Source organism: Bradyrhizobium guangxiense (assembly GCF_004114915.1).
GTDB classification, from domain to species: domain Bacteria; phylum Pseudomonadota; class Alphaproteobacteria; order Rhizobiales; family Xanthobacteraceae; genus Bradyrhizobium; species Bradyrhizobium guangxiense.
On the sequence record NZ_CP022219.1, the window covers coordinates 3,756,588 to 3,770,096 of the forward strand.

The window sequence follows — 13,509 nt, forward strand, 5'->3', positions numbered from 1 at the left end:
CCCCGCCTATAGCTCTGCTTTTAATGACATCGAAATCGACCTTCGTCCTCGGCCACCGGCATTTGCTGGGCATCGAGGGCCTTTCCGCGGCCGACATCACCGGCCTCCTCGACCTGTCCGAAGAATATGTCGAGCTCAACCGCCAGGTTGACAAGAAGCGCACCGTCCTGCGGGGACGGACGCAGGTGAACCTCTTCTTCGAGGCCTCTACCCGGACCCAATCCTCGTTCGAACTCGCGGGAAAGCGGCTTGGCGCGGATGTCATGAACATGTCGGTCGCTTCCTCGTCCATCAAGAAGGGCGAGACGCTGATCGACACCGCGATGACGCTGAACGCCATGCACCCGGACATCCTGGTGATGCGCCATCACGCCTCCGGCGCGGTGGAACTGCTGGCCCGCAAGGTCGACGGTTCCGTGATCAATGCCGGCGACGGCGCGCACGAGCACCCGACGCAGGCCCTGCTCGACGCGCTCACCATCCGCCGCAACAAGGGCCGGATCGAGGGGCTCGTCGTCGCGATCTGCGGCGACGTGCTGCATTCGCGCGTCGCCCGCTCCAACATCATCCTCCTCAACACCATGGGTGCCCGCGTCCGCGTCGTCGGCCCATCCACGCTCCTGCCGCCCGGCATCGAGCGGATGGGCGTCGAGGTCGCGCGCGACATGCGCGAGGGCCTCAACGGCGCGGACATCGTCATGATGCTGCGGCTGCAGCGCGAGCGCATGAACGGCTCCTTCGTGCCGTCGTCGAGCGAATATTTCCACTATTTCGGGCTCGACCAGAAGAAGCTCGCCTACGCCAAGCCGGACGCACTCGTGATGCATCCCGGCCCCATGAACCGCGGCGTCGAGATCGACACGGCGGTCGCCGACGGCGCGCAATCCCTGATCCGCGAACAGGTGGAGATGGGCGTGGCCGTGCGCATGGCGGTGCTGGAAGCGCTCGCCCGTAACCTGCCGAACGCGTGATGCCGATGTTGACCGACCGCCGCCCCGTCCTGCTTGCCAACGCCCGCGTCGTCGATCCCTCCAGGGATTTCGACGGCATCGGCGACGTCCTGATTGCCGACGGCCCCATCCGCGAGACCCGCCGCGGCATTGGTGCTGCCGGTGTCCCCGAGGGCACCGACATCGTCAACTGCTCCGGCAAGATCGTCGCGCCCGGCCTGATCGACATGCGCGCCTTCGTCGGCGAGCCCGGCTTCAGCCATCGCGAGACCTTTGCCTCCGCGAGCCAGGCGGCCGCGACCGGCGGCATCACCACCATCATCTGCCAGCCCGATACCTTGCCGGTCATCGACAATTCGGCGACCGTCGACTTCGTCATGCGCCGCGCCCGCGACACCGCCATCGTCAACATCCAGCCAATGGCGGCGCTCACCAAGGGCATGCACGGCGAGGAAATGACCGAGTTCGGCCTGCTCAAGGCCGCCGGCGCCGTCGCCTTCAGCGACGCTGCCAGAAGCGTGACCAATGCGCAGGTGATGCGCCGCGCGCTGACCTACGCGCGCGATTTCGACGCGCTGATCGTGCATTACACCGAGGACCCCGATCTCGTCGGCGAAGGCGTGATGAACGAAGGCGAGTTCGCTTCGCGCCTCGGCCTGATGGGCATCCCGAGTGCCGCCGAGGCGGTCGTCCTCGAACGCGACATGCGCCTCGTCGCGCTGACCGGCGGCCGTTATCACGCGGCCTCGCTGACCTGCATCGACTCCCTCGACGTCCTCCAGCGCGCCCGCGACGCCGGGCTCGCCGTCAGCGCCTCGGTCTCGATCAACCATCTGGCGCTGAACGAGAACGACATCGGCCCCTACCGGTCGTTCCTGAAGCTGTCGCCGCCGCTGCGCAGCGAGGACGACCGCCGGGCGCTGGTGGCCGCGATGGCCTCCGGCCTCCTCGACGTCATCATGTCCGACCACAATCCGCAGGACGTCGAGGTCAAGCGCCTGCCGTTCGCGGAAGCGGCTCCCGGCGCCATCGGCCTGGAAACCATGCTGCCCGCCGGCCTGCGCCTCGTGCACAATGGCGAGCTGGAACTGAAGACGCTGATCCGGGCGATGTCGACCCGTCCGGCCGAGTTGCTCGGCCTGCCTGGCGGAACCCTGCGCGCAGGCAGTCCCGCCGACGTGATCGTGATCGACCCCGACGTGCCCTGGGTGGTCGATCCCGCCGACCTCAAATCGCCCTGCAAGAACACCCCGTTCGACGAGGCCCGCTTTACAGGCCGCGTGGTGCGCACCATTGTCGGCGGCCGTACGGTGTACGAGCATGTCTGACGCGCGCGATCACGCGACATTGAGATCCAGCCTTTGGAGCTGCCGCCATGGGGCTTGAAGCATTCTTGCCGGTAGCTTTCGTGATCGGCTACCTTTTCGGCTCGATTCCGTTCGGGCTGATCCTGACCAGGCTCGCCGGCACGCAGGATATCCGCTCGATCGGCTCCGGCAGCATCGGCGCCACCAACGTGCTGCGCACCGGACGCAAGAGCCTTGCCGCGGGTACCCTGCTGTTCGACGCGCTCAAGGGCACCGCCGCCGTGGTGATCGCCGGCTACATTGCAGGACCCAATGCCGCCATGGTGGCCGGGCTCGGCGCCTTCCTCGGCCATCTCTTCCCGGTCTGGCTTAAGTTTAGGGGCGGCAAGGGCGTCGCCGTCTATATCGGCATCCTGCTCGGCCTGTTCTGGCCCGGCATGGTGGTGTTCTGCCTGCTCTGGCTGGCGACCGCCTTCACCACCCGCTACTCGTCGCTGTCGGCGCTGGTCGCCGCGTTCATCACGCCGATGTTCCTGTGGTGGTTCGGCCATCTCGCATTGTCCGCGTTGTTTGCGGTACTGACGCTGCTGCTGTTCTACGCGCACCGCGAGAACATCAAGCGATTGCAAGCAGGCAAGGAAAGCCGGATCGGCGAGAAGGCGTAAAAAGTACGGATACCGCCGCACCCTTTCTGCATTATATGCCAAATCCTGTTCGCAACTTACCGCCTGCTCGCGGCCGGTAGTAGCGAGCGGGTTCCATGCCTGTCATCCTGACAGGCATGATGGCGTTACGCGGTTGCTCAGAATGAGCGAGAAGATTGACGGCACGCAGGACGGAGTTGGTTCGCAGGGCACCGCGGCAAGTCGGCTGCTGTCGATGACCAGCATCTGGTCCGACTCACCCGCGCCGCCCCCTCCCCCAAAGCCGGCTTCCATTTCGCCGTCACCTGCCCTCGTCGCACCATCTCCTGTCGCGGTCGAGATCCGCGCCGCGGCCGTGCCGGTCGCCCCCGCCCCGGCGCGCTCCGAGCAATGGCCGCCGCGACGATTGTCGCTGGCGCTTCAGGGCGGCGGCACCTTTGCCGCCTTCACCTGGGGCGTACTGGAGCGGTTACTGGAAGAACCCGTCGAGATCGGCACCGTCAGTGGCGCCAGTGCCGGCGCCATCAACGCGCTTTTGCTCGCCTCCGGCCTCGCCGAAGGCGGCCGCGAAGCTGCGCGTAGCCGGCTGAGCAGGTTCTGGCTCCGCCTGATGCACGAGGCCTCGTTCCGCTCGCTGATGCTGGTCGGCGGTTTCTCGCCGGCAGGAAGCTCGGTCGCATTCGGGCCGACGCTGCGCTCCGGCCAGTTCGATCCGTTCGATCTCGATCCGCTCAGGCAGGCGCTGTCGCGCGACATCAACTTTTCCGTCTTGCGCGATGCGCGGTGCCCCAAGCTCCTGATCGCTGCGACGCGGATCCGTGACGGGCAGCAGCAGATCTTCCGCAACGACGCCATCACCGCCGACGTCGCGCTGGCCTCGACCTGCCCGCCTTTGGTGCACTGCGCCGTCGAGATCGAGGGCGAAGCCTATTGGGACGGCGGCTTTGGCGGCAATCCGCCCTTGCTGAGGCTGGCGCAGGACACGACGACGGCCGACGTCCTGCTGGTCCAGGTCACGCCGGCGCGCGACAGCTATGTGCCGATCACACTCGCCGCGATCGACCGCAGGCTGGACCAGATCGCGGCCAACGCCGCGCTCAACGCCGAGATGGCCGCGATCGCCTGGGCGCGATCGCACGCGGTCTCTCCGCTGCGGCTCACCAGGATCGCAGCGGAAGACTCCGTCGACGGCCTGGCACAACGCTCATCCACCGATCTCGGCCGCGGCTTTATTCGGCTGCTGCACCGGAGCGGCCGCGCAGCCGCCGAGCGCTGGCTCGGGCAAGATGCAAAGGCTGGCACGCCGCCGTCTATGCCCGCCCGGATCCTTGCTGCTTCCGAGCCTGCGCTAACCTGACTTCGCCAGCGCGTTCTCCAGGAACCACGCCGTCGCGAGCGCGCCCGCGTCATTGCCGAACCGTGCGATCACCTGCACGCCGATCGGCAGGCCGCCCACCTTCAGCACCGGCACGTTGACGCAAGGATTGCCCATCAGCGTCCAGAGCCGGTTGTAGCGGGGATCGCCGGTCGTCGCGAGCTCCTTGGCCGGCGCGGTGCCGGGCGCCGAATAGGTCAAGAGCACGTCGACGCCCTCGAACATCTCGCCGAGCTCGCGGCGGCCGCGACGGCTGACCCGGCGCGCCTCGTCATATTCCTTCGGCGTCAGATGGGCCGTCGCATCGAGGCTTGCCCGCAGCATCGGCGCGATCTCGTCGTGACGCTCGGAAAATTCCCAGGCCAGCGCGCGATGCGCCTCGAAGTCCTGGACGATGGGATGGATCCGCCAGGCCTCTTGCACCGCTTCGGGCAGATCGATGTCCTGCACGCTGGCACCGGCGCGCTCCGCCGCCTTGATCGCGGCCAGCAGTCCCTCTTCGGCCGCCGGCTCGACGGCGCCGGCAAACTCCTGCCTGACCACGCCGATGCGCGGCGACGTCGCCGGAACGACACCGGAAAATTCGGTGCGGCCGGTCATCGCCAAAAGTCCGCGCGCGAGGTCCTCCGCGCGCGCACCGAACAGGCCGACCGTGTCGAGCGCCCACGAATAGCATTTGACGCCGACCGTCGGCAGCATGCGGAACGAGGGCTTGATCGCGGCGGTCCCGCAATAGGCGGCGGGCCGGATCACCGAGCCGCCGGTCTGGGTGCCCAGCGCCAGCGGAATCATGCCGGCACCGACGGCGGCGGCCGAGCCCGAGGACGAGCCGCCCGGCGAATGGCCGAGATTGTGCGGATTGAGCGTCGGGGTCGGATCGCGCGAGGCAAACGCCGTGGTCGTGGTCTTGCCGATGATGGTGGCCCCCGCCCGCTTCAGCATCATGACAACAGGCGCATCGGCGCGCGGCTGCCAGCCGCGATAGATCTCCGAGCCCATCTCGGTCGGCATGTTGGCGGTGTCGATGATGTCCTTGATGCCGACAGCGATGCCGCGCAGCGGGCCCGAGCCTTGCGCCTTCGCGGCCTTGTCGTGACGGACGAAGGCACGGACGTCCTTCTCTTTGGCCTCGATCGCCGCATGCGACTGGGCGATGGCGGCATCGGGCGAAAGCTCCCCCGCTTCGATGCGGCGCTGGAGGTCGGCAAGTGAGATCATGGCAAAATCCTTCTTATTGGGATCGCTTTTAGCATTGCGACGAGGCCGCGCAAGCGCACGTCGCTGTTGCGCAACGCCCTCAGGTTGTTCCATGCTCCGTCCACAAGGAGACGCCGTGGACGCCATCAATCCAAGCGTGGAGCTGACCGAGGCTGAGCGGATCGACCGCCTGCGGCTGATCCGCTCCGACAATGTGGGCCCGCGCACCTTCCGTTCGCTGGTCGATCATTTCGGCACCGCGCGCGCCGCACTGGAGCGGCTGCCGGATCTCGCCCGTCGCGGTGGCGCGGCGCGGTCAGGGCGCATCTGCAGCGCGGATGACGCGAAGGCCGAGCTCGCCGCGAGCCGCAAGTTCGGCATCGCCTGGCTCGCGCCCGGCGAGGACGGCTATCCGGCGCGGCTGGCGATGATCGACGATGCGCCGCCGCTGCTCGCGGTGCGCGGCAGCAACAAGACCCTGATGCGGCCGATGATCGCGATCGTCGGCTCGCGCAACGCCTCCGGCGCCGGGCTGAAATTCGCCGGTCAGCTTGCGCGCGAGCTCGGCGAAGCCGGCTTCGCCGTCATCTCAGGCCTCGCCCGCGGCGTCGATCAAGCCGCGCATCGCGCGAGCGTGGAGAGCGGCACGATCGCGGTGCTGGCCGGCGGCCATGACTGCATCTATCCACCCGAGCATGGCGGTCTGCTCACGGCGATCCTCGACCAGGAGGGCGCGGCGATCTCCGAGATGCCGCTCGGCCATGAGCCGCGCGCCCGCGATTTCCCTCGCCGCAACCGCCTGATCTCCGGCGCCTCGCTCGGCGTCGTCGTGGTGGAAGCCGCGCACCGCTCGGGCTCGCTGATCACCGCGCGCATGGCGGCCGAACAGGGTCGCGAGGTGTTCGCGGTGCCGGGCTCCCCGCTCGATCCGCGCGCCGCCGGCGCCAACGATCTGATCAAGCAGGGCGCAACGCTCGTCACCGAAGCTGCCGACATCGTCAACGCGGTCGCACCGATCATGGAGCGGCCGCTGCTGGTTCCTGCGAGCGAGCCCGACAGCGAGCCGTTCGAGAGCAATCCGCAAGGGCACGACCGCGACCAGATCACCGGCCTGCTCGGCCCTGCGCCGATCTCGATTGATGACCTCGTGCGGATGTCCGGCGCCTCACCTGCGATCGTGCGCACCGTGCTGCTGGAGCTTGAGCTGGCCGGAAAGCTCGAGCGTCACGGCGGCGGATTGGTGTCGCTGCTGTAGCGTCCGCGGTTGTCATTCCGGGGCGCGACGAAGTCGCGAGCCCGGAATCCATTCATCCGCTTGATCTGGGGGCCAAATGGATTCCGGGCTCCCTCGCTTCGCTCGGGCCCCGGAATGACGGATGGAGTAGCAACGCTAGCCTAGCCCTCGTTGCGCTGATCGAACTGGCTGCGCGCCGCCTCGATCTGGATCAGGTGGTCTATCGCCCACTGCCCGAGCGCTTTCACCGGCTGCTGCAGTCCGTGGCCGAGGTCGGTCAGCTCATAGTCCACGCGCGGCGGAATGGTCGGGAAGATCGTGCGCGTGACGAGGCCGTCGCGCTCGAGGCCACGCAGCGTCAGGGTCAGCATCCGCTGCGAGATGCCGTTGATCATGCGCTTCAGCTCGTTGAACCGTTTCGGCCCGTCGCTCAGCATCATGATGACGAACACGCTCCATTTGTCGCCGACCCGCGACAGCACAGAGGCAACCCCGCGGCAGTCGGCGTGGTTGGGGTCCGGCCTGGGATCGGGCCGCTGAGTTGGCGCTGGATTTGGCCGCGACGGAGCAGGCAAATCGGCGTGCGTCGGTTTCAATAATGTGCCCATGGCTCAAAAAAGTGCGTTCTTGCGGGGTTTTTGGTAGTCACTCATGTAGTGCGGGTTACAAATCTATACCATGGATGACCCAAATGAAACTTCTCCATATCGACTCAAGCGTCCTCGGCCCCCACTCCGTCTCCAGACAGGTCTCCGCTGCCATCGTCGACCGTCTCAAGCTAGCGACGCCCTCGCTCGACGTGGTCTATCGCGACCTGACCCAGACGCCGCTTGCCCACCTCTCCGGCTCGCATCTCGCCGCCGCGCAAGGCGCGCCCGCGCCGGCGGAACTCGGACCCGACCTCGCCGCGAGCGCGGCCGCGCTGGACGAGTTCCTTTCCGCCGACATCGTCGTGATCGGCGCGCCCATGTACAATTTCACCATTCCGAGCCAGCTCAAGGCGTGGATCGACCGAATCCTGGTGGCGGGGAAGACCTTTAAATATGGCGCCGCCGGTCCCGAGGGGCTCGCTGGGGCCAAGCGCGTGATCGTCGCGATCTCGCGCGGCGGCCATTACGGCGTCGAGACGCCATACGCGGCCGGCGAGCATCTCGAAACCTATCTGCGCTGGGTGTTCGGTTTCATGGGTATCACCAACGTCGAGTTCATCCCCGCTGACGGCGTCCAGCTCGGACCGGATCACCGTGAGAAGGCCTTGGCGGGTGCGCTTCAGGCAGCCACCGGCCTGCGCGCGGCATAAGGGCGCGCCGTTGGCATCGGCCGCTGCCGGCTTCCGGCGGCGGCTGACCACCGCAGCAGCGCTACAGCCAGCTGCCCTGGATGCCCAGGATGACGGCCACGAGCGAAACGAACAGGCCAAGGCCGGCGAACAACGCGACGGCGACGAACTCGGACTTGTCCGAGCGCTTGGCCGGGATGGCCGAATCTTCAGTGAAAATGCGCGGTGCTGAAATCGACGAAAGAATACGAGCTGCTTTCGGCATAACGGACTCTCCTTAAAAAACGAGTCTTCTGCCCCTGCCCGTAGAAGGGTCTTCCCAGACTGCGCGAAGGTTCAACACCTCACGCAATCGTTCGGGAAACACCTCTCGAAAGACGCAAGATCCCGCCGGCGCAACCGCTCGCGGTCCCGCCGACGGACTCAATTTTCACTTCACTTGATCAACCGCGATAGATCGGCGCGCCGCTCGGCGAGGCCACCGCGCCGCCGTCGACGAAGATTTCCTGGCCCTGCACATGCGCGGAATCATCCGAGGCCAGGAACAGCACCGTCTTCGCCACGTGATCCGGTTCACCAAGACGGCCGAGCGGCGTCATCAGTCCAATGCGCTTCTCGAATGCCTTCTCGGCTTCCGGCGTTGCGATCGCCGCGCCCCAGATCGGCGTGCGGATCGCGCCGGGCGCGACGACGTTGACGCGGATGCCGCGCGGTGACAGTTCCGAGGCCATGATCCGCGCCATCGCGCGCACGCCGGCTTTCGCCGCACCGTAAGCGGAGTAGCTGGGAATGCCGAGCACCGAGATCACCGAGCCGTTGAGGATGATCGAGGCATTGTCGTTGAGATAAGGCAGCGCCGATTGCACCGTGAAGAACACGCCGGTGAGGTTGGTTCTGATGACCTTCTCGAAGACGTCGAGCGTCGCCGAACCGAGCGGCGTGCCGCCGGCGCCGGGAATGCCGGCATTGGCGAACACGACGTCGAATTTGCCAAACTTTTCGGCGCCCTGCCTGATCGCGGCTTCCGTTGCTGCGATGTCGGTGACATCGGCGACGAGCGCGAGCGCGTTGGGGCCGAGCTCCTTGGCGGCCGCCGCCAGCGTCTCCTTGTTGCGCCCGGTGATCACCACCTTCGCGCCCTCGGCCACAAACAGCTTTGCCGTCGCAAACCCGATGCCGCTGTTGCCGCCCGTAATCAGTGCCGTCTTGCCTTGAAGTCTCACGCTCGCCTCCATTGGTTTCATGATGAAACTGAGTTGCCATCTAAGGCATACGGTTTTATGATGCAACCACACAAGCGTGTGATCGCTACCGGAGTCGTGCGAATGCGACAGGACGAAAGACGATGGTGAAACGAACCAGCTTCGAGGGCGATGCCTGCCCGATCGCGAGGTCATTGGACGCGCTCGGCGATTGGTGGTCGCTGCTGATCATCCGCGAGGCCCTGTTTGGCCTCCGCCGCTTCGGCGAATTTCAGAACAAGCTTGGCATGGCCAAGAACATCCTGTCGGCGCGACTGCGCGCACTGGTCGATCACGGCATCCTAGCGACCGCCCCCGCCTCCGACGGCAGCGCCTACCAGGAATATGTGCTGACGCCAAAGGGCCGCGGCACCTTCCCCATCCTGGTCGCGCTGCGGCAATGGAGCGAGGAGTTCGACGACCACCCCGAGGAGATCGCCACCATCCTGGTCGACCGCGAGAATGGCCGCCCGGTGAAGAAGCTCGAAATGCGCGCGGAGGATGGACGGCTGCTCTCGCCGGCCGAGACCACGCTGAAGCCGCGCCCCGTGCCGCGCAAAAAGTCGGCCTGAGAGCCCACGCGACTGCCGCGTTCGTCATCAGGACTACGAGCTCAATCTCTCACCGTCACCCTGAGGAGCTCGCCCCTTCGGCGAGCCTCGCCGCCGCGAGTAAGTATATCCCGGATAAGCGCCGGCGTTGTGCTCATCGACCCGCTTGGATGTGTCATCGGCGGTCGCGCTTCCAACGTAGAAAGAGCCGTCCGCACAGCGGAGCATGTAGACATAGATACCCACAACACCATCCTTCGATGGCTCCCCGCGCAGTGCTGCGCACCGCACGGCTCGCACCTCAGGATGACGGCGGCGTCCTTGTTGTCAAGCAATGACGAAGCAACCTTTGAGTGTCCTTCCTCGAAGGGCGACGGCTCGGCTGCATCAGCGGGGCCGCTCATCCTTCGAGGCTCCGGCGCGATGCTCGCGCCTCCAGCGACGAGCGCTACGCGCTCGCGCAGGGACAGGTCAGACCTACGGCGCTCCCAACGCCGCCCCTCACGACAGCTTGCGCTTGGTCCGCAGCCGCAAGTGCTCGTCGGCCTCCAGCTTGGTCATGCCCAGCAGATAATGCAGCACGTCGAGCTTGTGGCGCTCGGCGAGCTTGCGCAAGGCTCCGACCTGCTCGGCGATGAAGGCGACGGCCTCGTCCGCGCCGCCCTCCCCCGGTTCGTCGTGACGCGAGCCCCCCGGCACGCCTGATGCGGCGCGCGCCCGTTTCTTTCCCGGCCTAGTCACCAGACCCCACCCGAATCCATGCCCCGCGGAAACATTACGCCGATAGCGGCCGCAACTCCAAGGTGGTGATTTGCAACTTTTTCGATATGAAACTTTTCCCATTTCGGGGGCTTTCAACACCCCTCGATTTGACAGCGGAGGCCTCACCACCCATGTTCGGGTCGAAACGGCCGACCCGAGTCCTTTCGTTTTCGGCCCGAGATTTTCCCGTAAGTTACTGGAACTACATGAATATCGTCATTGTGGAGTCGCCGGCGAAAGCCAAGACGATCAACAAATATTTGGGCTCGTCCTATGAGGTTCTGGCCTCGTTTGGCCATGTCCGCGACCTGCCTGCAAAGAACGGCTCCGTCGATCCCGATGCCAATTTCAAGATGATCTGGGAGGTCGACCCCAAGGCGGCCGGCCGGCTCAACGACATCGCCAAGTCCCTGAAGGGTGCTGACCGCCTGATTCTCGCCACCGACCCCGACCGTGAGGGCGAGGCCATCTCCTGGCACGTGCTGGAGGTGATGAAGGAGAAGCGCGCACTGAAGGACCAGAAGATCGAGCGCGTGGTGTTCAATGCCATCACCAAGCAGGCGGTCTCGGACGCCATGAAGCATCCGCGCGAGATCGACGGTGCGCTGGTCGACGCCTATATGGCGCGACGCGCCCTCGACTATCTCGTCGGTTTCACCCTCTCCCCCGTGCTGTGGCGCAAGCTGCCGGGCGCCCGCTCGGCCGGCCGCGTGCAGTCGGTGGCGCTGCGCCTCGTCTGCGACCGCGAGCTTGAGATCGAGAAGTTCGTACCGCGCGAATATTGGTCGCTGATCGCGACCCTGCTCACCCCGCGCGGCGACGCGTTCGAGGCCCGCCTCGTCGGCGCCGACGGCAAGAAGATCCAGCGGCTCGACATCGGCACCGGCGCGGAAGCCGAGGACTTCAAGAAGGCGCTGGAAGCCGCCAGCTACGCCGTGACCGCGGTCGACGCCAAACCGGCCCGGCGCAATCCGCAGGCGCCCTTCACCACCTCGACGCTGCAGCAGGAAGCCAGCCGCAAATACGGCTTTGCGCCGGCGCACACGATGCGCATCGCCCAGCGCCTCTATGAAGGCATCGACATCGGCGGCGAGACCACCGGACTCATTACTTATATGCGTACCGACGGCGTGCAGATTGCGCCCGAGGCGATCACCCAGGCGCGCAAGGTGATCGGCGAGGATTACGGCAATGCCTATGTGCCGGACGCCCCCCGCCAGTACCAGGCCAAGGCCAAGAACGCCCAGGAAGCGCACGAAGCGATCCGCCCGACCGACCTCTCCCGCCGCCCCGACAGCATGAGCCGCAAGCTCGATGCCGATCAGGCGAAGCTTTACGAGCTGATCTGGAAGCGCACCATCGCCAGCCAGATGGAATCGGCCGAGCTCGAGCGCACCACCGTCGACATCGCGGCGAAGGCAGGCTCCCGCACCCTTGAGCTGCGCGCCACCGGCCAGGTCGTCAAGTTCGACGGCTTCCTCGCGCTCTATCAGGAAGGCCGCGACGACGAGGAGGACGAGGATTCGCGCCGCCTGCCCGCGATGAGCCAGGGCGAGGCCGTGAAGCGTCAGAGCCTGTCCGTCACCCAGCACTTCACCGAGCCGCCGCCGCGCTTCTCCGAGGCTTCGCTGGTCAAGCGAATGGAAGAGCTCGGCATCGGCCGGCCCTCGACCTATGCCTCGATCCTGCAGGTGCTGAAGGACCGCGGCTACGTCAAGCTGGAGAAGAAGCGCCTGCATGGCGAGGACAAGGGCCGCGTCGTGATCGCGTTCCTGGAGAGCTTCTTCAGCCGCTACGTCGAATACGACTTCACCGCCGCGCTGGAGGAGCAGCTCGACCGCATCTCCAACAACGAGATCTCCTGGCAGCAGGTGCTGAAGGATTTCTGGCGCGACTTCATCGGCGCCGTCGACGACATCAAGGATCTGCGCGTCGCGCAGGTGCTCGACGTGCTCGACGAGATGCTCGGGCCGCACATCTATCCGCCCCGCGCCGACGGCGGCGACGTCAGGCAGTGCCCGAATTGCGGCACCGGCCGGCTGAATCTGAAAGCCGGCAAGTTCGGCGCCTTCGTCGGCTGCTCGAACTATCCGGAATGCCGCTACACGCGTCAGCTCGCCGCCGATGGCGAGGCGACTGCCGACCGCTCGCTTGGCCAGGATCCCGAGACGGGGCGCGACGTCTGGGTCAAGGCCGGCCGGTTCGGACCCTATATCCAGCTCGGCGAGCCCAAGGATTATGAGGAAGGCGAGAAGCCGAAGCGCGCCGGCATCCCGAAGGGCACCTCGCCTGGCGATGTCGATCTCGAGCTCGCGCTGAAGCTGCTGTCGCTGCCGCGCGAGATCGGCAAGCACCCGGAGACCGGTCAGCCGATCACGGCGGGCCTCGGCCGCTTCGGGCCGTTCGTCAAACACGAGAAGACCTATGCCAGCCTCGAGGCCGGCGACGAGGTGTTCGACATCGGCCTCAACCGCGCCGTGACGCTGATCGCAGAGAAGGTCGCCAAGGGCCCGAGCCGCCGCTTCGGCGCCGATCCCGGCAAGGCGCTCGGCGATCATCCGACGCTGGGCACCGTCACCGTGAAGAGCGGCCGCTACGGCGCCTACGTCACCGCGGGCGGCGTCAACGCGACGATCCCGGCCGAGTTCGAGAAGGACACCGTCACGCTCGCCCAGGCGATCGCGCTGATCGACGAGCGCGCGGCCAAGGGGGGCGGAAAGGCGAAAGCCAAGAAGGTGGCGAAGCCCGCCAAGACCAAGAAGACTGCAGAGAAGGCCGCGGACGGCGAGGATAGCCCTCCCAAGCCCAAGAAACCGGCCGCGAAGAAGGCGGCCAAATCGAAAACTGAATCCACCAGCAAGGCGCGCGCCGCCGTGTCGTCGACCGCAAAAACGTCGCCGACCAAGGCCGCCGCCACCAAGGCACCGGCCAAGAAGAGTGCCGGCAAGACTTGAGATCAAGAATTAGAG

The 13,509-nt window shown here is 66.3% G+C and carries 13 protein-coding genes and 1 pseudogene; 8 read left to right on the forward strand and 6 right to left on the reverse strand.

Annotation, left to right across the window (positions count from 1 at the left end; translation table 11 throughout):
• The first annotated feature begins 23 nt into the window (after positions 1 to 23).
• From X268_RS17780 to X268_RS17795, 4 genes are all read left to right on the forward strand, one after another.
• A complete protein-coding gene (locus X268_RS17780) occupies positions 24 to 971 on the forward strand; it encodes an aspartate carbamoyltransferase catalytic subunit (RefSeq protein ID WP_128926140.1) in 948 nt (315 codons plus the stop codon).
• Positions 972 to 976: 5 nt separating this feature from the next.
• Positions 977 to 2,278 carry a dihydroorotase gene (locus X268_RS17785; protein ID WP_164938156.1) on the forward strand — a complete coding sequence of 434 codons (1,302 nt, stop codon included), beginning with the start codon at positions 977 to 979 and terminating at the stop codon, positions 2,276 to 2,278.
• 47 nt (positions 2,279 to 2,325) lie between these two features.
• Entirely contained in the window at positions 2,326 to 2,922 is a 597-nt protein-coding gene (gene plsY / locus X268_RS17790; protein WP_128926142.1) for a glycerol-3-phosphate 1-O-acyltransferase PlsY, read from the forward strand.
• Between the two features lie 142 nt (positions 2,923 to 3,064).
• Entirely contained in the window at positions 3,065 to 4,258 is a 1,194-nt protein-coding gene (locus X268_RS17795; protein WP_164937786.1) for a patatin-like phospholipase family protein, read from the forward strand.
• Here X268_RS17795 and X268_RS17800 read toward each other — a convergent pair.
• Complete coding sequence (locus X268_RS17800; protein WP_128926144.1) at positions 4,250 to 5,494, reverse strand: amidase; 1,245 nt, start codon at positions 5,492 to 5,494, stop codon at positions 4,250 to 4,252. The genes X268_RS17795 and X268_RS17800 overlap by 9 nt on opposite strands.
• Before the next feature lie 91 nt (positions 5,495 to 5,585).
• Here X268_RS17800 and dprA point away from each other — a divergent pair, with 91 nt between their 5' ends.
• Positions 5,586 to 6,728, forward strand: coding sequence for a DNA-processing protein DprA (gene dprA / locus X268_RS17805; RefSeq protein WP_128926145.1), 1,143 nt, complete (start codon positions 5,586 to 5,588; stop codon positions 6,726 to 6,728).
• A 140-nt stretch (positions 6,729 to 6,868) separates the two neighbouring features.
• Here dprA and X268_RS17810 read toward each other — a convergent pair whose 3' ends face one another.
• Positions 6,869 to 7,315 carry a winged helix-turn-helix transcriptional regulator gene (locus X268_RS17810; RefSeq protein WP_128926146.1) on the reverse strand — a complete coding sequence of 149 codons (447 nt, stop codon included), beginning with the start codon at positions 7,313 to 7,315 and terminating at the stop codon, positions 6,869 to 6,871.
• A gap of 83 nt (positions 7,316 to 7,398) precedes the next feature.
• Between X268_RS17810 and X268_RS17815 the strand changes: the two genes are divergently transcribed.
• Positions 7,399 to 8,007: an FMN-dependent NADH-azoreductase gene (locus X268_RS17815; protein ID WP_128926147.1), complete on the forward strand. Its 609-nt coding sequence runs from the start codon at positions 7,399 to 7,401 to the stop codon at positions 8,005 to 8,007.
• A 61-nt stretch (positions 8,008 to 8,068) separates the two neighbouring features.
• On the opposite strand, the gene X268_RS17820 is transcribed toward X268_RS17815, so the two are convergent.
• Together X268_RS17820 and X268_RS17825 are read right to left on the reverse strand one after the other, a co-directional pair.
• Entirely contained in the window at positions 8,069 to 8,251 is a 183-nt protein-coding gene (locus X268_RS17820; protein WP_128926148.1) for a hypothetical protein, read from the reverse strand.
• A gap of 178 nt (positions 8,252 to 8,429) precedes the next feature.
• Positions 8,430 to 9,209, reverse strand: a complete 780-nt coding sequence (locus tag X268_RS17825) for an SDR family oxidoreductase (protein WP_164937787.1) — start codon at positions 9,207 to 9,209, stop codon at positions 8,430 to 8,432.
• A 122-nt stretch (positions 9,210 to 9,331) separates the two neighbouring features.
• On the opposite strand from X268_RS17825, the gene X268_RS17830 reads away from it, so the two are divergent.
• Positions 9,332 to 9,799: a winged helix-turn-helix transcriptional regulator gene (locus X268_RS17830; protein WP_128926150.1), complete on the forward strand. Its 468-nt coding sequence runs from the start codon at positions 9,332 to 9,334 to the stop codon at positions 9,797 to 9,799.
• 90 nt (positions 9,800 to 9,889) lie between these two features.
• Here X268_RS17830 and X268_RS17835 read toward each other — a convergent pair.
• Positions 9,890 to 10,024 (reverse strand): annotated as a pseudogene (locus X268_RS17835) (GIY-YIG nuclease family protein); the annotation flags it as partial.
• A 255-nt stretch (positions 10,025 to 10,279) separates the two neighbouring features.
• Complete coding sequence (locus X268_RS17840; RefSeq protein WP_128926151.1) at positions 10,280 to 10,519, reverse strand: hypothetical protein; 240 nt, start codon at positions 10,517 to 10,519, stop codon at positions 10,280 to 10,282.
• A 227-nt stretch (positions 10,520 to 10,746) separates the two neighbouring features.
• Between X268_RS17840 and topA the strand changes: the two genes are divergently transcribed.
• Positions 10,747 to 13,494: a type I DNA topoisomerase gene (topA, locus tag X268_RS17845; RefSeq protein WP_128926152.1), complete on the forward strand. Its 2,748-nt coding sequence runs from the start codon at positions 10,747 to 10,749 to the stop codon at positions 13,492 to 13,494.
• The last annotated feature ends 15 nt before the right edge of the window (positions 13,495 to 13,509 follow it).

What these genes read in the sequence shown, in the direction of transcription:
- X268_RS17785 (WP_164938156.1), top strand. Translation starts at nt 977, where the DNA reads ATGTTGACCGACCGCCGCCCCGTCCTGCTTGCCAACGCCCGCGTCGTC.
- X268_RS17830 (WP_128926150.1), top strand. Translation starts at nt 9,332, where the DNA reads ATGGTGAAACGAACCAGCTTCGAGGGCGATGCCTGCCCGATCGCGAGG.
- X268_RS17815 (WP_128926147.1), top strand. Translation starts at nt 7,399, where the DNA reads ATGAAACTTCTCCATATCGACTCAAGCGTCCTCGGCCCCCACTCCGTC.
- X268_RS17800 (WP_128926144.1), bottom strand. Translation starts at nt 5,494, where the DNA reads ATGATCTCACTTGCCGACCTCCAGCGCCGCATCGAAGCGGGGGAGCTT.
- plsY (WP_128926142.1), top strand. Translation starts at nt 2,326, where the DNA reads ATGGGGCTTGAAGCATTCTTGCCGGTAGCTTTCGTGATCGGCTACCTT.
- dprA (WP_128926145.1), top strand. Translation starts at nt 5,586, where the DNA reads ATGCTCCGTCCACAAGGAGACGCCGTGGACGCCATCAATCCAAGCGTG.
- X268_RS17810 (WP_128926146.1), bottom strand. Translation starts at nt 7,315, where the DNA reads ATGGGCACATTATTGAAACCGACGCACGCCGATTTGCCTGCTCCGTCG.
- X268_RS17820 (WP_128926148.1), bottom strand. Translation starts at nt 8,251, where the DNA reads ATGCCGAAAGCAGCTCGTATTCTTTCGTCGATTTCAGCACCGCGCATT.
- topA (WP_128926152.1), top strand. Translation starts at nt 10,747, where the DNA reads ATGAATATCGTCATTGTGGAGTCGCCGGCGAAAGCCAAGACGATCAAC.
- X268_RS17795 (WP_164937786.1), top strand. Translation starts at nt 3,065, where the DNA reads ATGAGCGAGAAGATTGACGGCACGCAGGACGGAGTTGGTTCGCAGGGC.
- X268_RS17780 (WP_128926140.1), top strand. Translation starts at nt 24, where the DNA reads ATGACATCGAAATCGACCTTCGTCCTCGGCCACCGGCATTTGCTGGGC.